Below are 19,712 nucleotides of genomic sequence, written 5' to 3'. Positions count from 1 at the left end.
AGAGAAGCCATCACTCAACATCACCAATGCTGAAAAGTCTGGGCTGATGGCGATGGCTTAAACCGATCTCAGGTTAATTACTGCTTCTCAACCAAACATACAGGCGCACCGATGTCGCACGAATATCCGGTTGGAGTGATAGCGCCAGTTTCCGGATTCCTGTGAAAGCTAGCAACATTATGTGAATGTTGATTAGCAACGAGCATCCACTGCCCGTCACGGGATAAAACAAAATCTCTTGGGAACGCGCCACCACAATCGGACGCCGCAATTTGAACCGGAGTATTGCTCGTTACATCAAATGTACTGATCAGATTTTGCGCACGGCATGAGACATAGACAAAGCGCTCATCCGCAGAGAGACGAATAGCAGACGCCGCTTCTTTGTTCTCTTCATCGGCTAGCAGCTTAACTTGCTCAGTCAGATTCCACTGCCCACTTTGCTTGCGAAGTACCACCAGCGTTTCAGACAATTCGCAAACAACGTACGCGACAGATTCATCACGATTGAAGACCAAATGACGAGGCCCAGAGCCAGCAGGCATAGCGACGCTTTGAGAAAGTGAAAACTTAACTGTTTCACCATCATTGTCGTAGTCATAGAAATGAACACAGTCTGTGCCTAAATCGACCACAGCCAATTGAGCGGAGTGTTTTAGAAAAGTGACTTGATGCGCATGAGGTGAAGTTTGACGATCAATATTCGGCCCATTGCCTTCTACATACAATTCTGCAATGGATTTCAAAGGCTTGCCTTGCTCATCAAGTTGGTAAACACTTACATTGCCGGAACCGTAGTTTGCAACAGCGAGTAACGGTTCTTTAATGTCGATATGGCAAGGGTAGTCACCTTCAATTGGCAATCCATAGCTGTCTGTTTTTTCAGCAAATATCAGCTCTGCACCTTCCAAGCGATTGACTTCATTAAAGGTATATAAACCCTCTCCTTTGAGCGCAAGGTAAGAAGGGTTACGAACCGTTTTCACCGCTTCTGGAACATGTTCATTGGTGAGCGTTAATGCGCCAGTAGCAGTATCGAGAGAAACACACGCAATGCCCTGACTTTGGCTTGGTGAATCGGTATAGGTGCCTACATAAAAATGTAAGTGACCATTTACTATCATGGGAAACCTTTAGGAGATAAAAGAGTGCTTAACCGATAAGATGCCGCCTGCGTTACCAGACGGCAATCCCTTTTAGTTATCAATCGGTTAAAGTGTGAAGCAACTGCTCGGTTGGTACTACGATAGCGACAATCGTTTCATCAAAAATAATCGCATTTTCATCGATGGCGCGTTGATACGCTTCAGCGTCAGGTTGGCCAATACCACTACCCTGCTTAGCAAGCTCAATCAATGTTAAACCTAAATCGGCAACTTTGATTGCGGCTTCTGCAACTGGCACGGTTTCTACCGATGCCATGTTTGCAGCGAAAGTAGGTTTGGCTTGCTGCGCCGCTAACTTAACGCTCTGATAATGCATCGCCAACGCATCCAATGCTGCTGTATCACCTTGAGCATAAGCCGCGACCAAATCTTGCATCTCATACACTGTTAAGCTTTCTACTGGCAGTGCATCCGCAAATCGGTTTAATCGCTCATACTGATTGTATAAATCACCTTCGTTTGGCGTAGAGATCCATTTCTCCCAATGACGAGCGTAGTATTGAGCAGGTTCGATGTACTTCGCTAATGTTAGTAGCGGCGTTTCGTCCGCACCATTGGCAAGACGTTTCAACATCATATTGGCATCGGCATGATGACGTAGACCAAGCGAAATCTCAGACCATGTATCCATCACCTTCATGCGCTTGTACATGCTGCGCTCATCGGTCAGGTCTTGGCTCGACCATAGGCGCTCAGCAATTGCGTAGCTTCTCGGCCATAAGCGTTGCTCGATGGTCATTGAATCGAGGTTCTCACCCCAAATGGTGATTTCTCCACCTAAAATTAACTGCTGTTCTTTCTCGGTCAGCTCAGCCGGATAGCCGCCATTCGGCTCTGGAATAACACTCCCCTGCATGTCACTGCTCGCGACCAATTCTCCAGTAGCAGGCCAACGCACATTACCAATCAACTGGTAACTGGTGTCTTTCAACTTGCCATCCGCAAAGTCATAGTTGAATTCGGTGTAAGACATAAAGTTATCGAAGTGCCCTTTAAACTTCACACCCGGCACATACTCAATGATGAACACCTCTTCGCGGGACTTGCCGTTGTAATCGGTAAACGCACGGTAGCTGCCATCTGTCGCTTCAATAATGGTCAGATTACCTGTACGTGGACCACCTTTATTCCGTAGTTTCACCCAATCATAAGTCGCGAATTTCTCACCTTGATGAAGTTGATCATCAACCGTGATTCCTTTCGGCATTGGGTCATTTCGATAGTGGTAACTGGTTGGTTGTGGCTGGTCTAGGTAATAGCCTGTTGAGAGAATACCTTGGTAGCCCTCTTTTGCTGCTCTACCGATACTGTCGTGCCCTTGCCAGCTTTGAATCACAATCGAGGTTGGAAGGTCTTTGTGCCAGATTTCATCCCAGCCAGTCATCTTCTTACCGCGTTGTTCCAGCATCTGTTCGACCTTGGTGTTCAGATACGATTGCAGACCACGCTCTCCATCCAGATTGTTGTCTTTGATGAATTGCTGAATCTTCGGGTTATCTTTCCACTGTTGGTAATTTGGTTCATCGCCGCCGATATGGAAGTACTCATCTGGGAAGAGCTCAACCACTTCGTCAAACACGCTCGCCAGCATCTTGTAAAGTTCGGGATTGGTCGGGTCCATTAACGGCTCAAACACACCCCAGCCACGTTGATGCGGATAAGATTGCTCACCCATACCAGACATCAATTCAGGGTAAGCGTGCGCTACGGCCGAAGCATGTCCCGGCAAAGAAATTTCAGGGATAACTCGAATGCCAAGGTTACGCGCGTAATTCACCACATAGCGAATTTCATCTTTGGTGTAGTAATCTCCATCAGCGGTGTCTTGCCACAGCTTTTGATAATTATCCAGCTGGATACGAATCGCTTGGTCATCCCAAATATGCCAATGGAAAACGTTCATTTTTGCTGATGCCATCGCATCAAGTTGACGAAGGATCACATCAAGTTCAATGAAGTGACGAGAAGTGTCGTAAGAAACACCACGCCAAGGAAAACGCGGCTCATCTTGAATCGACACCGCAGGCACAAAGTAGCCAGTCGCGTCCGTAGTCACTAACTGCAAGAAGGTTTCTAAACCATGGAAAGCACCGTAAGGGCGTTCGGAGCGAATGATGATCTGACCATTACGCGATTCAAGTTGGTACGATTCATCGCTGTTAATGTCTTGCACCTCTGACTTGGGCGCATTACGAATATCAATCACCAGAGTCGCGTCTTTTTCCGACTCGGCATGCCAGTTCAACATCGGTAAGCCGGTTTGGCGATACAGACGGTCCATGGTGCGCTTTGCGTTGAACTGCACGCGCGGTGAATCGTAGCCTTTGATGTAAATGCTGAAGGATTTATCCAGTGTGATTTTACCCTGCCCCAACTCTACATTTTGTGGGTAAGGCATTAGGTTAAGATCGGTGTTGGGAGTCATCGCCATCGCTGCCGTTGGAATTGAAATTAAGCCTGAAATGAGTAGTGCTAATGTACCTTTGTTCATCCGCGCCATCCTATTGTTGTTATTATTATTCAACCCAAGTCACGCTATTTAATGGGGTCTCGCAACTTGGGTAAAAGAGCTCTGTTTAAGTTACGCAACCAGCTCTACTGCTTCACGAACCAGCTTGCCAATTTCGTCCCATTGTTCGTTTTCAATTAAGCTCGGCGCAACCATCCAAGTACCACCGCAGCAAACCACACGGTCGATGGCTAGGTAATCATTGACGTTGCTTTTACCGATACCGCCTGTCGGCATCAGACTCACATCAACATAAGGTGCAAGTAGTGACTTCACCATCGCGATACCACCGCTCGCTTCTGCCGGGAAGAATTTGAGGAAGTTCAAACCCAGCTCAAGTGCTTGTTCAACCTGACTTGGGTTATTCACACCCGGTACGATTGGCATGTTGATTTCTTGACAGCGACGCACGGTATTGGGGTTCAAACCCGGCGCGACAATAAACTCTGCACCCGCGTCTTTCGCTTGGGTAATCTGCTCTGGCGTCAGTACCGTGCCAGCACCGATGCACATTTGCGGGTAGGCATCGCGCATGGCTTTAATCGCATCGGCAGCGGCTTCTGTTCGAAAGGTCACTTCCGCAACTGGCAGACCGTTTTCTACTAGCACTTTTGCCAATGGAATCGCGTGCTCAACCTTATTGATTTGAATAACAGGAATAACTTTGAATTGCTGAAGTTGCTCAATCATTGCTTGGGACATAATACGTTCTCGGAAATTATCGAATTAGATGAGTCATGGCGTCGTTTGGAATGACTGCGCCAGGATATTGAATAACGGTTGCCGCTAGTGCGTGACCGAGTTGGGCAGACTGCTCGCAGCTTTGTCCGGTCAATCGTCCTGCAAGGTAACCTGCAGCGAATGAATCGCCAGCAGCACAGGTGTCGATCACTTTGACGACATTCTCGGCGCCTACGTAAGCGCTTTGCTTGTCATCACCATGCGACCAAACCAGTTTGCAAGGCTCGCAACCACGTTTAATCACGATTTCTTGGCAACCAAAGCGGAGGCAGCGCTGCTCAGCACTTTCCTCTTCACCCCATACCAAGACATCATCGTCTTCTGTGATAAGCGCTATGTCGACTAAAGGCAGAATTTGGCTATACCAATGTTTTGCCTCTTCTGTAGACCAAAGTTGAGGACGGAAGTTGTTATCGAAGATAACCTTGCCTCCAGCTTGTGAGAACTGACTTAACGCCTTTTTAAGCCTTACTTTGCTATCGTCATTTAGAATCGCAATGCTGATGCCACTCAGGTAGAGATAATCCAGATCTCGGTTCGCAATCGTAGCTTCTAATTTGTTGAGCGAAGAGGTAGAGAAATAGCTTTTGACGGCTGCGCTATCACGCCAATAAAGAAAACTGCGTTCGCCTTCTTGGTCGGTCTGCACCATGTACAAACCCGGTAGTTGAGCTGGGAAGATCTCGACAAGATCAGTCGCGATGCCTTCTTGTTGCCAGTTTTCCAGAAGCTCTTGAGAAAGTACGTCTTCTCCAAGACCAGTCGCGTAAAACACTTGGACAGGTTGCTGAGCCGTCAAGCGAGAGAGGTAAAGTGCGGTATTGAGCGTGTCGCCACCAAAGCCTTTGCGAATTGGGTCGCCGCTCAGTTCAATCATGCATTCGCCAAAGAAAGCAATTTTAGTCTGGGATGAATCGGTCATCGTTCACCTACTTTGGATAAATTTAGAATGGTGGCTCGGGGGAGCCACCAGTTTGTCAGGAGCTTATGAGCGAGTTTCTGTTCGAGCCGAAACTCTTTGCTGTTAAGCGTTTTGATTTGCTGTTGTGCGGTTTTTTAATGAAGCATCTTCTTCTAGAACACCATCGTCAGACAGTTCCATTTCCATCAGCGCACGCTCATCATCTAGGATTGCTCGTGCCATTTCTGGTGAAACTTGGTTAGCTGGAGTCACTAGGCTCACTGCCACACCAGCAGTTAGGGCAAATAAGCAAGATGGAATCACTGGGTTGCCCCAGAAAGCGGTTAGGTCAGGACTCAGCATTACTGCAAATGAAGCAATAGACGCACCTGCCAATGTTGCCAATGCACCTTGCCAGTTGTAACGCTTCCAGAAGCGACCCAACATACCGCACACGAACATGCCAGACATAACCGTCGAGATCATCTTAGTGATGTAGCCGATGATGTCGTTCGAAGTTAGCGCGAACAGCAATGCACAACCGATCACGACAACCAAAGCCAAGCGAGAGTAATTCAACATGGATTCTTTGTTTGGCACACGACCGGTGAACATGACGTAAACATCACGCAGTAGGATAGACACGCCCGCAATCGCATCGGAACTTGCACTCGACATGGTTGCCGATAGACCTGCAATAAGAACGATAAGACCAACGCCTACTGGCAATACCGTTGCCGCGATGTATGGGAAAGCAAAGTTCGCGTTGTTCAGTTCAGGGTCAATCGCATGCGCCGCCATACCAATGACTGCAGGGATGATGGAGAAGAATAAGTACAGCACACCAGACGCTACGAATGAGCGACGGATGGTTGATACGTCTTTACCTGAGTAGATACGTTGGCGGAATGAAGGCGTTGCAAGTACACCCACACCAATCACAACAGCAAGAGAAACCGCTGGGATTAAACCAAGCTTATCAATCGCAAGGAAACTCACCGCTTCTGGGTCCATGGCAGAGTACAGGTTATCCAAGCCGCCAATGTGCTGCACTGACAGTACCGCCATTAGGATGAAGCCAACGAATAAGATGATAGCTTGAATGGTGTCCGTCCAAACCACCGCAGTGTAGCCGCCAATAACCACGTAAATGGTAAACGCTGCTGCGATGATCATCTTCGCAGTGCTCAGCTCAATATCGGCAATCCACGCTAGGTACATACCACCACCAAGGATGTGTGCGCCCAACCAGCCAATAGAAGCGATAAAGATAAGCAGACCAACCACGTTCTTCACGATGCGGTTTGCACCTACGTAGTATGCGAGCTCTTCACTCATGGTCATAAAGTTGAGTTTACGGACTGGCGCAAACCACAGTGCCAATAACAAGATACCAATTGCGCCGCCAATGCCATAAAGCGCACCAGCCCAACCGTTTGAGTAACCAAAGCCCACCGCGCCCATACTAGAGCCCGTGCCAACCATGGTTGCTACCGTGGTACCTAATACGAGGAACAGAGGTAAGCTTCGACCACCGAGTAGAAAGTCTTCACCTGATTTTTGATTGCGAGAGACAAACCATCCCAACCAAATTAAAAATAAGACATACACACCGAAGCCGGTAAGAAAAAGTGTACTGTTCATTGAACACCTCTCATATCAAAATCCATCTTTCAGATTGATATAATTCCAGCAGCAAGTATTAGATTTTATTCCAGAAATTATCTAATTTTATTTTTATAGCTTTTGCTAAATATATTAGGCACTACTGCTTTATGAAATTATATTTATGTAGGGAGTGAGAGTGCCAAAAAGATAATAACAGGAAAGTAATTATATTTGGCACTCATTAAGTAAAATGTGAACTTTATCGGCGATCTTCGCGGTAGCAAGTCACATCGACTTCAACCTTTACGTCCACCACGAGATCACACACCATGCAAATACGTGCAGGTGGGTGATCGCCAAAGAACTCTCTGAACACTTTATTGAACGATTGGAAGTAACGCGAATCCGTTAGCACCACTTTAACGTGTACCACGTCAGCTAGCGTGTAGCCTGCTTCTTCCATGATATCGACACAGTTTTGAATCGCTAGGCGAGACTGGTCAACGATACCGCCTTCTACCACTTCACCATCAGTCATTGGTGTTTGACCCGATACGTATAAGAAGCCGCCCGCTTCTGTTGCACGTGCAAATGGTAAATGTTGACCGCCAGTACCTACGCCGCCTTCTACACCATAACGTTTAATTGACATAATATTCTCCAGTGATAATGCTTAATCTATAAAATTAATTTATTTAATAAGTTATTGATGGGTATTATTTCTATAAATAAATACGCCATTTCTATTTTCGGTGACTTTATCTTTTAAATAAGATAGTTCGCCATTTACAAATACAGATTCAATACCTTGCGCAACAGAAATTGGATTTTCGAACGTTGCAGTATCTTTAATTGTATTTGGGTTAAATAAAACCAAGTCTGCGTAAGCGCCTGTTTTTATTTCCCCACGATCTTTTAATTGGTAGCGTGTTGCCGACATCCCCGTCATCTTGTGAATCGCTTCTGCTAATGGGAAAAGCTGTTCTTCACGACAGTAATGTCCCAAGACTTTCGGGAATGTACCCCACAAACGTGGATGTGGATGCGGGTCATTTGGTAATCCGTCCGAGCCCACCATAGTCAACTTATACTTAAGTACCCGTTTGACGTCGTTTTCATCCATGCAGTGATAAACCGCGCCCGCAGGTTGCAACGCTTTTGCTGCTTCCATAAGAGGCAGTTGCATCTCGTCAGCAATGTCTTTTAGCATCTTGCCAGCGTGTTCAGGCTTGCTTTCAGACCAAGTGATGAAGATGTCGATTTCATCAGTCACCTGTTTTAAATCCAGCGTTGAAGAACTGGCAGAATATGGGTAGCAATCGCAAGACACGTCTTGATGCTCAGAAACCTTGTCCATCAAATCCAGCACTTCTACGGTGCGTCCCCAGTTGCCTGCACCTGCGCATTTCAGATGAGAAATCACCACTGGCACTTTGGCGTACTGCCCAGTTTCAAAGGCTTCTTCCATTGCGCTGATGATTTCTTCAAACTCAGTGCGCATGTGCGTGGTGTAGATACCACCGTGATGACCGAGAATTTCCGCTAAGCGCATCACTTCATCCGCGTTCGCTTGCTTGGCACTCGCATAAGCAAGACCCGAACTCAAACCCAACGCGCCCTCTTCCATCGCTTGTGCCAGTGTTTGGCGCATTTGCTCGATTTCTTCATCGGTAGCCGTGCGCAGTAAGTCGTCCATCACGTTGTTACGTAAAGTTGTGTGACCGACTAACGCAGCAACGTTGACTGCAGGGTTCGCCGCTTGTACCGCCTTCGCATACTCCGCAAAGGTTGGGTATTTGAAGTCTTCCTGCTTGCCCAATAGATTCATTGGGTCTGGCGGAGTATCACTGAGTACCGCAGGGCTCGCGCTAATTCCGCAATTTCCTACGATTACCGTCGTCACGCCTTGGCTGATCTTTGGCAAGCAGTCAGGGTAACGAATCACATTGGTGTCATCGTGCGTGTGCACATCAATAAATCCCGGAGCCAACGCAAGACCCTGACCGTTGATAACCTTCTTTGCAGAAAGCTCGTCTAGCTGCCCTACTTGCTCAATACGATCTTGACGAATCGCAACATCAGCAATGAATGGTGCTGCACCCGTACCGTCAAATACCTCTACGCTTTTGATAATGGTATCGAACAACATACTTCACTCTCTTCGTCCGTCGTTAACATGATTCCATCTTAATAATTCTTGAAATTTAAACAGTGAAGAAACACACAAAAAACTCAGATTTGTTTGATACTTTCTAACATATTATTTATGGTGGTTAGCAACAAACACTTAATATCAATCACTTAGACCATGTTAGAAGTAGGTACGCCATGAAAGACAATCGCCAAAAGTGTGATAAAAACTATCATAATGAGTGTGTTACCACGCCAGGTTACGGAGAAAAGGCTCAACCTGTTGCGTGCAATTCCGATGGGTTACACAGTTTGATCCATGAAGAGATCACCTTGCCCGCTGCGGTGATCAAATCTTCTTCATTGAAGAACAACCTCGATTGGATGCAGCGTTTTGCCAATCAGCACAAAGTGAAGTTGTCACCGCACGGTAAAACCACCATGGCTCCCGCTTTCTTTCAGCAGCAATTAGAAAACGGCGCTTGGGGCATTACCGTCGCTACGCCGGCTCAGGCAGAGATTGCGGCGCTAGGCGGAGCGAAAAACATCATCATGGCGAACCAACTAGTTGGGCGCGCAAACATGACCATCATCGCTAACTTGATTGAAACCCACGGGGTCAACTTCTATTGCTGTGTGGACTCAAGCCGAAACGTCAAAGCCCTAGAGCGTGCCTTCGCTGAACATCAATTGCCGCTTAATGTACTGATTGAGTTTGGTGTCGAAGGCGGTCGCTGTGGATGCCGAAATCAACAAGATGTGGTTGAGCTCGCCACACTCATCCACCAGCAACCTCACCTCACGCTAAAAGGTATCGAGGTTTACGAAGGTGTCATTCATGGTGACAATGCTGAGCAGGACATCCGTGACTTCCTCAACACCACATTAGAAATCGCAGCCCAACTACAAAACGACAAATTGATTGAGTCCAAGCCTCTGGTCACAGGCGCAGGCTCTGCTTGGTATGACGTGGTTTCTGAATGCTTCGCCAACCTAGAAGATTTTGACGCCATCATTCGCCCCGGTTGCTACGCGATTCATGACACAGGCATTTACCTAGACGCACAAAACAAAGTCATGCAGCGCGCTGAAAACAACCAAGGTGCGGCGTGTGATTTAGGCGGTGATTTAGAATCAGCATTAGAGCTTTGGGCTTATGTCATTTCTCGCCCTGAACCAACCAAGCTAGTTGCCGGCTTTGGTAAACGTGACGTGGCGTTTGATGCCGGATTGCCAATCCCTGAGCGTGCTTATCGCGATGGTGAGTCAGTCTCTATTGAAAGTGCAGTAACGACCGCAGTGATGGATCAGCATGCGTTCATCGAAGTAGACGCAAACAGCGACCTTCAAGTGGGTGATATGATTGCCTTCTCAACCTCTCATCCATGTTTAACGTTTGATAAGTGGCGTGCCGTTGCGGTTTGTGATGATGAGTATCAAGTCACTCATTGGGTGAAAACCCGTTTCTGATGATGAGCTTAGTGAGGCTTTTCGTTATACTTCATGCCAAACCAGTGGAGGCGGCACAATCGCCTCCATGCAAAATATAGGAACACAGCTTGAGTTTAGAAGTCGATATTATCTCTCAAATCACTGAACGTTTCAGTGCGCTGCGCGATGCCGAAAAGAAGGTCGCGAAGTTGATCATGGACGACATTCAAACTGCCGCCAATGCCAGCATTACTGAACTGGCACAAAGCGCAGAAGTGAGTGAAGCCACCATCACCCGTTTTGCTAAAGCTGTTGGCTGCAAAAACGTGCGTGATATGAAGATCAAACTGGCACAAACCTTAACGGTTGGACAACGATTCATCCTTGAACCACCAGATCAAAGTGGCTACCAAGGCATCTATGAGTCGATCAAGCAATCCCTTGATGTAAACCGTAGTTTGATTGTTGAAGAAGATATCGACACTGCCGTGAACTGGCTACACAACGCAAGACAAGTGATCTGTATTGGCATGGGTGGCGGCTCGACCATTGCAGCACAGGAGATGCAGCACCGTTTGTTCCGTCTGGGCTACCCTGTTGTGGCGTACAACGATGGCTTGTTATCGCGCATGATTGCGGCGACTGCAGACGCAAATGATGTGTTAGTGATGATCTCAGCCACTGGCTATACCCCTGCCATCATAGAAACCGCACAATTAGCTAAGCAGTACGGCGTGAAAGTCATTGTAATTACTCCGAAAGACACACCTTTGACTGAGCAAGCCGATTTGGTTCTGCCTATTGAGCACCAAGAGACGGACTTCATCTACAAGCCATCGGCTTCTCGTTACGCGATGTTGGCTTTGGTTGATGTGCTTTCGATGGCATTAGCCGTTAATCATAAGCGACGCTCGCGCGATAAACTTCGCCGACTCAAAGTTGCCCTCGACTCTTATCGTGGCGGTTTGGAAAGACAGCCTCTTGGTGACTAAACCAACGTGATTTAGATGCCTTAAGTCTTGGCAATAAAACTCAAACAATGAAGCCCGATGTTCAGCATCGGGCTTTTATTTTACCGAGATATACCCTAGTGACTTCAAGATGCTAGATTCAGAGCGTCGTCACTGATTCAAGTTCAAGGAAAACAACGAAGCGGAATAGCAAGCTATTTCCAAGTTGTTTGACGATGAAATTGCTTCAGTGACACGCTCCCGAAGGGCGAGTTGCCTTGGTTCGCATGCTTCGTTAACAATTTTCGATTTAGAACCACTAGATCTTCAAATTGTTGCCTCGCCTTCAAACCAAGTCATTCTCGCTGAACCAAGCATCTCGAGGTTACTTGGGTATAAGACTTCAATCCGGTACGATGTCTTGTTTTAATATTTAGGAAAACTTGCTAACACATAAATAACGAAATTCATCAATAAGAAAATTCTGATTGAATGTAAGGTTATCAAGATCAATACCGATTCGTACTCGAAATAATTTATAAGTTAATTAATTATTTTCCCCATCAATATTGATTAACTATTAACTTATTTTCAAACGAAATATGAACATTAAGTTTCCATTTTATTTTCGTTTCCGATAAAACTATTTGAGACTTTCATCACACTAAATTTCAAATCTCAGGAATAGACTCCGAGCCTTTCAAGCCCCCCCAATTTGCAGTGAGTCTATGAAACTTTCTAACCTGAGTATTAAAAGTAAAATCAGTGCGTTGATACTTGTTATCTCCGCTGCTGTCATTGCGTTATCTTTCTTCTTTACCTCTCAAATAAAACTTATTGATGGCAAGATGACAGAATTTTCTGACACCACAGTGCCAAGTATTTTATTGGTAAAAAATATTGAAATCGAAATTGGCACCTTAAGAAAAGACGAATTCTCTTTACTGACCAATGTAAACCATGCTGAATTTAACACTTGGCTTAAAGGTTTGGATGAATCAGAAAATAAAATCGACAACTATATTGAACAATACGGTAAATCACTTTGGGATCAGCGCGACCGTGATGCTTATAATAAAGTATCGAGTGCATGGTCAAAATACCGTAGCTTCAACGACAAATATTCAGAGCTACTAACCACGAAACGCATTGATGAAGCCAACGCTATGCTGCTGGATGGTTTTTCAACGTTCCAAGCACTTTCTAACTCGATTAAAGATCTGGTTGAGTTAAACCAAACTTTCATCAAAGAAGACATCAACAGCACTCACGATGTGGTAGCAGACGCCATCACTTATAGCATTATCGCGATTGTTGCTTTATTGGCATTGAGCTTTGTACTCGGCCTATTCCTCACAAAACAAATCTGCTCTCCACTGCAATACGTGGTTGAAATGGCCTCTAAGATTGCTTCCGGCGATCTAACCTACAAACTTCCGCGCAATAAAATTGGTAACGACGAGCTCGGTTTATTAGCAGACGCCTGTGAAGATATGCAAGCCAAGCTATTGAGTCTGGTCGACAGCATCTCTTCTACTACCGCTCAGGTGAGCACCGCCACCGAGGAAGTGAGCGCAATTTCAGAACAAACCTCTTCGGGCATGGATGAACAGCAACAGCAACTTAACCTGATTGCGACTGCCATGAACGAAATGCAAGCAACGGTGCATGATGTAGCCAGCAACACAGAAGCCGCTTCAGAAACTGCAAACAGTGCCTCTCAAGAAGCCAAAGAAGGCTTAGAAGTGGTTCAAGAGTGTATTGAACAGATCAACGAAGCCTCGGTCGCGATTCAATCTGTTGGCACCATGGTAAGTGAGCTAGAGCAAGACGCATCGAACATCAGCGTGGTGGTTGACGTGATTCAAGACATCGCAGAGCAAACTAATCTGCTTGCTCTCAATGCCGCAATTGAGGCAGCCCGCGCGGGTGAACAAGGCCGCGGATTTGCCGTAGTAGCTGATGAAGTTCGTACGCTAGCGAGCCGCACACAAGCATCCACAGAAGAAATCATTTCTATCATCAGTAAGCTTCAGAACTGCTCGAAAACCGCTGTATCGGCAACAAACAACAGCAGCGATTTGATTCAAGTGTGTGTTGAACAAGCTCAGCGAGCGGGCACGACGATTGGTCACATCGAACAAAGCGCTGACAACATTGCTGAGAAGAGTATCCAAATCGCAAGTGCCTGCAGTGAGCAAAGCTCTGTGACCGAAGAGCTGCACCGCAATGTCGAACACATCAACCAGTTCTCTAGCGAAGTCGCAACAGGCTCTCGTCAAACCGCGATTGCGTGTCGAGATTTGAGTGAACTGGCGGTTGGTCTACAAGAAATCGTCAGTCAGTTTAAAACGGCTTAAACAGCCATTAAAGGTTGCGTTAACTTTGTCCTAGCGCGCTCTGTAAAGCCCGATGCTCAGCAATCGGGCTTTACTTTATCTAGCCGTTTCTTTACGTGTGCACAGTAAACCTGATCCTTGTCTCGATTCTTCAATTTATCTTTTCTAATCCCACCAACATCACGGTAACCCACTATATTTGAATGAGAATATTCTTAGAGACGCATTCAAGAGTGAGGCCAGTTTCAATAATTAATCAATTGATGAATATTGAAGGAATTAACTTCCTAGCCGGACAAAACTGACTCACGTTACACTGAATGCAGTCCCACACTCTTCTATAGCTTGATACGAGTTCGAGCTCACCTTCTTAGAGGAAGCGTCGCATGATGAAGCGAATCATTCTTGGCACCCTAGCCCTGACTCTTTTAACTGCCTGTTCCAAAAATGACGGACAGCAAGCCCTTGGCACACTAGAGCGTGACCGCGTAACTTTTACTGCCACCTCTAGCGAGATAATTCGTGCCCTACCCATCAAGGAAGGCAGCCAAGTCACCGAAGGTGAAGTGCTGGTTCAGCTCGATACAAAGAACCAAGAAGCCGTTTTAGCTCACGCCGTAGCCGAACAAGCCAAAGCTGACGCCTATCTTTTGAAATTGACCAATGGTGAGCGACCAGAAGACATTGCCGCAGCGCAAGCACGTGTTGCCAGAGCGGAAGCTCAATTGGTTGAAGCGCAAAAGAACTATCAACGTAAAGCGGAGTTAGTTCGTAAAAAGCTCATCAGCCAATCAGAAAAAGATACCGCTTTAGCAGCCAGAGATTCTGCCCGTGCAGAGCTAGACTCCTCACAAGAAGAGTTCAGCAAACTAACGGCTGGCTCTCGCCCTGAAGATATTGAACAAGCGAAAGCCGCACTCATGGCAGCAAAAGCCGATGTGGCACTGCAAGAACAGAAACTGGCAGAACTCACCATCACGGCCACGCGAGATGGCTTGTTAGATAACCTACCGTTTAACCTTGGCGAACGCGTTCCTGTGAATGGTGTTGTTGCTGTAGTACAAGCTAGCCGCGTCCCATACGCTCGCGTTTATGTTCCTGCTAACTATCGAGTCGACTTTGTTCCGGGTAAAACGGTTAACGTGCATGTAGATGGCGTTGAGCAACCATATAGCGGCACCGTTCGTTGGGTTGCAACTGAGCCGTCATTCACACCTTATTTTGCGCTTACCGAGGAAGAACGTTCACGTTTGATGTACCTAGCAGAAGTCGACCTTCAAGACTCAGCACAATCCTTGCCTTCAGGCATACCTGCGCAAGTGGATTTGGTGGAGTAAGCCAATGACCGAATACGCGATTCAAGCTGAAAATGTGGTGAAAAAGTTTGGTGACTTCACCGCCATCAACAACATCACGCTTAATGTGCCCAAAGGCAGTATTTATGGTTTTCTTGGCCCCAACGGCTGCGGTAAATCGACAACCATTAGAGTGTTGACTGGCTTGCTTAGCCCAAGTGAGGGCAATGTCGATGTACTCGGGCTAGAGATCCCAAAACAATCTGAGCTTCTGCGCCTCAAGATTGGCTACATGACACAAAAGTTCTCCCTCTATGATGACCTGACAGTTCAAGAGAATCTTGAGTTTATTGGACAAATCTTTGGTATGGAAACCAAGGCACTGAAAGCTCGCATCGAAGAACAACTGTCAACCTACGGTCTCGACCAACTACGTAAGCAGCGCGTCGGCGGAATGAGTGGCGGCCAGAAGCAGCGCTTGTCTCTCGCCGCAGCCACTATGCATAAACCAGAACTGTTGTTTCTTGATGAACCCACATCTGCGGTTGACCCAGAAAACCGACGCGATTTCTGGGAGCAATTGTTTGATCTCTCTGACCAAGGTACGACGATTTTGGTCACTACGCACTACATGGACGAAGCAGAACGCTGTCATCGTCTAGCGATTATGGAATCAGGCGAAATCCGCGCCGATGGTGAGCCAGAAGAACTCATGGCGCAAATGGGCGTTAACATCGTCGAAGTCAAAGCGGATAATTTACGCGAGCTAAAAGAGAAAGTCATTCAGCGCGAAGAGGTACGCTCAGCCGCACAGCTCGGCATTCGTTTACGCATTTTGATCCACCAGCACATCGAACAACCGATCGAATGGTTAACCCAAACCTTTCCTGAGCTTGAGGGCTGCGAGATGAACATTGCTCGCCCGAGCTTGGAAGATGTGTTTGTCAGTGTTACGGGAGAAGGTCGCCAATGATGAAATCTATTGCCCGTATGAAAGCGGTGATGATCAAAGAGATCCGTCAGCTTTCACGTGACCGAATCACCTTTGGCATGGTCGTAATGATCCCTCTGATTCAGCTTCTGCTGTTCGGCTTTGCCATTAATACCGATATTCGCAACATTCCCGTTGGCGTCGTCGATCAAAGTGGCAGTACTGCCGGACGCGTGATTACCGAGTCCGTCAAAGTCACGCAAGTGGTCGATGTGGTCGAAACCTTCGCTACCGCTTCTGAAGCTGAGCAAGCCATTCAAGACGGTTTGGTGCGAGCGGCTTTAATTCTGCCTAGCGACTTAACCCAACGTATGGTGCAAGGTAGAGAGCTTGGACAGTGGATTGTGGATGGTTCAGACACCATGATCAGTTCTGCGATTCTCTCACTACAAACCATGCCGTTAACGGATTTTGATTTTGAGATACGCCCTGCCCCAACCAAAACCTTTGAAGTTGCGCTGTATTACAATCCGAGTCGACGCTCGGCGGTAAACATTGTCCCTGGTTTATTGGGCGTAATTCTGACCATGACGATGATCTTGTTCACCAGTGCAGCCATTGTTCGAGAACGGGAACGAGGCAATTTGGAGTTATTGATTACTACGCCAATCCACTCCATCGAACTCATGGTGGCGAAGATCATTCCCTACATCTTTGTTGGTCTGATACAGGTGTTTATCATTTTAGGCTTGGGGCACTGGATATTTGGTGTGCCGATAAACGGCGCCATTAGTCAGATACTGTTTGGCACGCTGTTGTTTATCGCCGCGAGTTTAACTTTAGGTTTGGTGATATCCACCATTGCGACGACACAGCTACAGGCAATGCAGATGACGGTGTTTATTCTTTTGCCGTCAATTCTTCTATCCGGATTTATGTTCCCGTATGAAGGAATGCCCGTCGCGGCACAATGGATATCAGAAGCCCTGCCTGCCACCCACTTTATGCGCATTATTCGTGGTGTGGTGTTGCGTGGTGCAGATCTAATGGAGCTATGGCGAGATACTGTCTGGCTACTGGGCTTTACAGTGATAGGTTTAGTTGTTGCGTCATTACGCTTCAAAAAATCACTCGATTAACCCACCAGATTCCACAACTAAAAACGCCTCCAAATTCGGAGGCGTTATTGATCAAAGCGAGTAGAACATCAATAGTACTCACCGAGTGAACAATCGTGCAAATCGGAGATAATGTAGTTTCTCAACGAGTTGATTTTAAAATTAAAAACCACTTGTTTGCATACGTTCCTACTGCGGTCACTGTAAGTAATATAGCCTTCACCATAAGCACGTTTGCCACTGGTTGAAGTGATGTCGGCATCCAGCTCTAAGTGTGCTTTGTGTGCATCGACACGTTCCATCATCTGTGGAACATCAAGCCACTCTTCTCGATTGGCCATTTGGATCAGCATTGATTCCGCCTGTGTTTCCAGCTTTTGCGGATAAACGTAGAAACGGTTATAGGCAAAATAGGCGCTCATCAAAATAATAATTAACACTGCTGAGGTAGTTCTTGTCATGCAAGTTGCCTCTTATCGTTATGAATTTCTGCTTTTCTCTATAATTTCAGTATAGGAAGCGGATGAAGTTTAGGTTAAAGAATTCACCCAAATAACAGGCGACGGTCAGAGTCGGTCAATTCCATGACAAGCCGTCGCCTGATTTAACCTAATTCTAAATAACTAGACACCTTGCAGCTCTTTAGTGCTAAAAGTTACTTTTACTTATCAATAGGGAATAGCTTGTTCTCAAAGACAGTGGCATAAATTGGTACGTCTTTTAGCTTGTTGATGTCGATTTTATAAGGGTCCTCTTCGAGTACCGTAAAGTTGGCAACCTTACCTACCTCGATACTGCCGAGGGTGTCTTCCATTCCCCAAGAGTACGCGGCTTCTATAGTGATGCCTTTTAATGCGGCTTCACGAGATAGGGCCAAGTCTTTGCGTAATACATTGCCATTGTTGGTTTGACGGGTAGCGGCGCTCCAAGCAAGTAATAGAGGATCAGCCGGAGCCATTGGCATATCTGAATGCAATGAGACTGGGATCTGCTCTTTCTCTATGGTCGCCAGACGCACCATGGCATGAGCACGCTCTTCACCTAAGCCGACTTCACCAAAACGGTCACCAAAGCCAGTGACGTAATATGGATTCACACTGATGATAGCTCCAAGTTCTTTCAGTTCCTTGACTTGCTCGTCGGTCGAATTGGCAAAATGAACAATCGTAAAACGGTGATTCTCACGTGGGTATTCAGCTTGACGACGTTTCAAAATTTCAATCAGCTTTTCAACGCCTTCATCACCGTTTACATGAACGAGGATTTGGTAATCTTTCTCCCAGAACAACTTGGTAATGTCTTCGACTTCTTGAGGACTTTGAATCCACTCGCCATGGTGGCCATCCAGATAACCGTCTTTCATCATCATTAACTGAGAGATGATCGCACCATCAAACAGTAGCTTAACTTGAGTTTTAAAGAAGCGAACTTTTCCTTCATCAGGGAAGGTTTTGGTGATTTCTTCAACCGCTTGAACCACACCCTCTTTGCCCTTCAAGAAGTACGGTGACTTACTCTCTGGTGTAAAGAAGGAGTACATTGGCGTTTCATCAGCCCCCAAGATCTCTTTATACAGACCCACCATATCCTCTGGTATGAACGCGCCAGGTTCGTTGTAAGCTGTTACCCCTTTCTCGTGCAGCATTTCTACCATTTGCTCTAGTCCGGCACGGAATCTTGCTTCACTACCAAGGTCTTTGTAGATACGCGGTAACAAGTAAATCAGTGCACCACCTTCCCAGAAATGCCCATTTCCCAGGTCTGACTGAGCTGCTACCTCTTTACCTTGCTTATCAATATCTGTTTGGTTAAGACCAAACTTTTCAATAAAGGCAGAGTTGACGTAGAACTCATGTGCCGAACGATGCCATACACCGATTGGACGTGTTTTCGAGATCTTATCAAGATCAGCGCGCGTCAATTCACCATGGAAGAAGTTGTTGTAGCCCCACGTCCACAATACTTCATTTGGATCCTTCATCTCTTTTTCAACGGCAGTCAGCGCGGCCAGATACTCTTCATGTCCATTCACCGCAGGCCAAGTACGGCTTGGTAACTGCCACTCTTCAGGAGCAATGACTGGCATGCTTAGCGTAAGTGCACCAAGGAACGGATGCAGGTGCTGCTCAATAAAGCCAGGCATGATCACCTTGTCCTCTAAGTCGACTTTATCCGCATTTGGGAACTGCTTCAGCGCCTGCGCTTCTTGTCCAACAAAGACAATCTTGCCGTCATCGTCCGCTACAACTGCCTCTACACGAGGTTGGTCTTCATCCATTGTGATGATGGTATCAGCCAGATAGATCGTTTCACCGCTTTCCACAGGCGCAGTTGCTTGAGCTTGCTCTTCTACCTGAGCCTCAGGTTTTGGCTTTTGTTGTGGTTGTTTCGCTTCTTCTGCTGGGCTGCATCCTGCCACGGTACCAATTAACCCTAGGATGACACCTGCCACTAACGTTCGTTTGAATGGTTTCATTTCTAACCCTTATATCACCAGTTTATTTACTGCTTTAGTTATGGAATCCCGTTCCAAAAAAGAAAGAGGAGCATGGTGTATAAAGTAAAGACCGCTTTTGTCAGGGGTGAACCGATT

15 protein-coding genes are annotated in these 19,712 nt (G+C 46.6%); 6 read left to right on the top strand and 9 right to left on the bottom strand.

The features are described from left to right. Positions 1-77 precede the first annotated feature (77 nt). The 7 genes from OQJ86_RS21145 to OQJ86_RS21115 form a co-directional block, all read right to left on the bottom strand. Positions 78-1,124 carry a lactonase family protein gene (locus OQJ86_RS21145; RefSeq protein WP_265990032.1) on the bottom strand — a complete coding sequence of 349 codons (1,047 nt, stop codon included), beginning with the start codon at positions 1,122-1,124 and terminating at the stop codon, positions 78-80. A 79-nt stretch (positions 1,125-1,203) separates the two neighbouring features. After that, positions 1,204-3,657, bottom strand: coding sequence for a beta-N-acetylhexosaminidase (locus OQJ86_RS21140; RefSeq protein WP_265990030.1), 2,454 nt, complete (start codon positions 3,655-3,657; stop codon positions 1,204-1,206). 90 nt (positions 3,658-3,747) lie between these two features. Next, a complete protein-coding gene (locus OQJ86_RS21135; RefSeq protein ID WP_038865239.1) occupies positions 3,748-4,377 on the bottom strand; it encodes a bifunctional 4-hydroxy-2-oxoglutarate aldolase/2-dehydro-3-deoxy-phosphogluconate aldolase in 630 nt (209 codons plus the stop codon). A 16-nt stretch (positions 4,378-4,393) separates the two neighbouring features. Then, positions 4,394-5,338 (bottom strand): sugar kinase, encoded by a 945-nt coding sequence (locus OQJ86_RS21130; protein WP_042605691.1) that lies wholly within the window; start codon positions 5,336-5,338, stop codon positions 4,394-4,396. Positions 5,339-5,440: 102 nt separating this feature from the next. Further along, positions 5,441-6,961, bottom strand: a complete 1,521-nt coding sequence (locus OQJ86_RS21125; protein ID WP_265990025.1) for a sodium:solute symporter family protein — start codon at positions 6,959-6,961, stop codon at positions 5,441-5,443. A gap of 223 nt (positions 6,962-7,184) precedes the next feature. Further along, complete coding sequence (locus OQJ86_RS21120) at positions 7,185-7,577, bottom strand: RidA family protein (protein ID WP_005425100.1); 393 nt, start codon at positions 7,575-7,577, stop codon at positions 7,185-7,187. A gap of 51 nt (positions 7,578-7,628) precedes the next feature. Beyond that, the gene (locus OQJ86_RS21115) at positions 7,629-9,074 is read right to left on the bottom strand and encodes an N-acyl-D-amino-acid deacylase family protein (RefSeq protein ID WP_005425135.1); all 1,446 of its coding nucleotides are present in this window, start codon (positions 9,072-9,074) and stop codon (positions 7,629-7,631) included. Positions 9,075-9,253: 179 nt separating this feature from the next. Between OQJ86_RS21115 and OQJ86_RS21110 the strand changes: the two genes are divergently transcribed. From OQJ86_RS21110 to OQJ86_RS21085, 6 genes are all read left to right on the top strand, one after another. Then, the gene (locus OQJ86_RS21110; RefSeq protein ID WP_265990020.1) at positions 9,254-10,525 is read left to right on the top strand and encodes an amino acid deaminase; all 1,272 of its coding nucleotides are present in this window, start codon (positions 9,254-9,256) and stop codon (positions 10,523-10,525) included. A gap of 89 nt (positions 10,526-10,614) precedes the next feature. After that, complete coding sequence (locus tag OQJ86_RS21105) at positions 10,615-11,478, top strand: MurR/RpiR family transcriptional regulator (protein WP_042605695.1); 864 nt, start codon at positions 10,615-10,617, stop codon at positions 11,476-11,478. A gap of 686 nt (positions 11,479-12,164) precedes the next feature. Beyond that, positions 12,165-13,796 (top strand): methyl-accepting chemotaxis protein, encoded by a 1,632-nt coding sequence (locus tag OQJ86_RS21100; protein ID WP_042602537.1) that lies wholly within the window; start codon positions 12,165-12,167, stop codon positions 13,794-13,796. A gap of 365 nt (positions 13,797-14,161) precedes the next feature. Continuing rightward, on the top strand, positions 14,162-15,112 hold the full coding sequence (locus OQJ86_RS21095; RefSeq protein ID WP_416236461.1) for an HlyD family secretion protein: 951 nt from the start codon (positions 14,162-14,164) through the stop codon (positions 15,110-15,112). 4 nt (positions 15,113-15,116) lie between these two features. Further along, on the top strand, positions 15,117-16,043 hold the full coding sequence (locus tag OQJ86_RS21090; protein WP_265990016.1) for an ABC transporter ATP-binding protein: 927 nt from the start codon (positions 15,117-15,119) through the stop codon (positions 16,041-16,043). Continuing rightward, positions 16,043-17,140 carry an ABC transporter permease gene (locus tag OQJ86_RS21085; protein WP_009706212.1) on the top strand — a complete coding sequence of 366 codons (1,098 nt, stop codon included), beginning with the start codon at positions 16,043-16,045 and terminating at the stop codon, positions 17,138-17,140. Before OQJ86_RS21090 ends, OQJ86_RS21085 begins: the two co-directional genes overlap by 1 nt. Positions 17,141-17,208: 68 nt before the next feature. Here the strand turns inward: OQJ86_RS21085 and OQJ86_RS21080 are convergent, their stop codons facing one another. Together OQJ86_RS21080 and OQJ86_RS21075 are read right to left on the bottom strand one after the other, a co-directional pair. Further along, complete coding sequence (locus OQJ86_RS21080) at positions 17,209-17,580, bottom strand: hypothetical protein (protein ID WP_171374330.1); 372 nt, start codon at positions 17,578-17,580, stop codon at positions 17,209-17,211. Between the two features lie 200 nt (positions 17,581-17,780). Then, positions 17,781-19,595, bottom strand: coding sequence for an amidohydrolase (locus tag OQJ86_RS21075; RefSeq protein ID WP_265990013.1), 1,815 nt, complete (start codon positions 19,593-19,595; stop codon positions 17,781-17,783). Between the last annotated feature and the right edge of the window lie 117 nt (positions 19,596-19,712).

Source organism: Vibrio sp. Sgm 5, assembly GCF_026241575.1.
Lineage (GTDB): Bacteria > Pseudomonadota > Gammaproteobacteria > Enterobacterales > Vibrionaceae > Vibrio > Vibrio jasicida.
The sequence above is the reverse complement of the archived record's forward strand: the minus strand, read 5'-3'. Positions and strand labels throughout refer to the sequence as shown.

Bases quoted from the DNA above. Each gene is read 5' to 3' on its own strand.
- OQJ86_RS21145 (WP_265990032.1), bottom strand. From the start codon at position 1,124: ATGATAGTAAATGGTCACTTACATTTTTATGTAGGCACCTATACCGAT.
- OQJ86_RS21140 (WP_265990030.1), bottom strand. From the start codon at position 3,657: ATGAACAAAGGTACATTAGCACTACTCATTTCAGGCTTAATTTCAATT.
- OQJ86_RS21135 (WP_038865239.1), bottom strand. From the start codon at position 4,377: ATGTCCCAAGCAATGATTGAGCAACTTCAGCAATTCAAAGTTATTCCT.
- OQJ86_RS21130 (WP_042605691.1), bottom strand. From the start codon at position 5,338: ATGACCGATTCATCCCAGACTAAAATTGCTTTCTTTGGCGAATGCATG.
- OQJ86_RS21125 (WP_265990025.1), bottom strand. From the start codon at position 6,961: ATGAACAGTACACTTTTTCTTACCGGCTTCGGTGTGTATGTCTTATTT.
- OQJ86_RS21120 (WP_005425100.1), bottom strand. From the start codon at position 7,577: ATGTCAATTAAACGTTATGGTGTAGAAGGCGGCGTAGGTACTGGCGGT.
- OQJ86_RS21115 (WP_005425135.1), bottom strand. From the start codon at position 9,074: ATGTTGTTCGATACCATTATCAAAAGCGTAGAGGTATTTGACGGTACG.
- OQJ86_RS21110 (WP_265990020.1), top strand. From the start codon at position 9,254: ATGAAAGACAATCGCCAAAAGTGTGATAAAAACTATCATAATGAGTGT.
- OQJ86_RS21100 (WP_042602537.1), top strand. From the start codon at position 12,165: ATGAAACTTTCTAACCTGAGTATTAAAAGTAAAATCAGTGCGTTGATA.
- OQJ86_RS21095 (WP_416236461.1), top strand. From the start codon at position 14,162: ATGATGAAGCGAATCATTCTTGGCACCCTAGCCCTGACTCTTTTAACT.
- OQJ86_RS21090 (WP_265990016.1), top strand. From the start codon at position 15,117: ATGACCGAATACGCGATTCAAGCTGAAAATGTGGTGAAAAAGTTTGGT.
- OQJ86_RS21085 (WP_009706212.1), top strand. From the start codon at position 16,043: ATGAAATCTATTGCCCGTATGAAAGCGGTGATGATCAAAGAGATCCGT.
- OQJ86_RS21080 (WP_171374330.1), bottom strand. From the start codon at position 17,580: ATGACAAGAACTACCTCAGCAGTGTTAATTATTATTTTGATGAGCGCC.
- OQJ86_RS21075 (WP_265990013.1), bottom strand. From the start codon at position 19,595: ATGAAACCATTCAAACGAACGTTAGTGGCAGGTGTCATCCTAGGGTTA.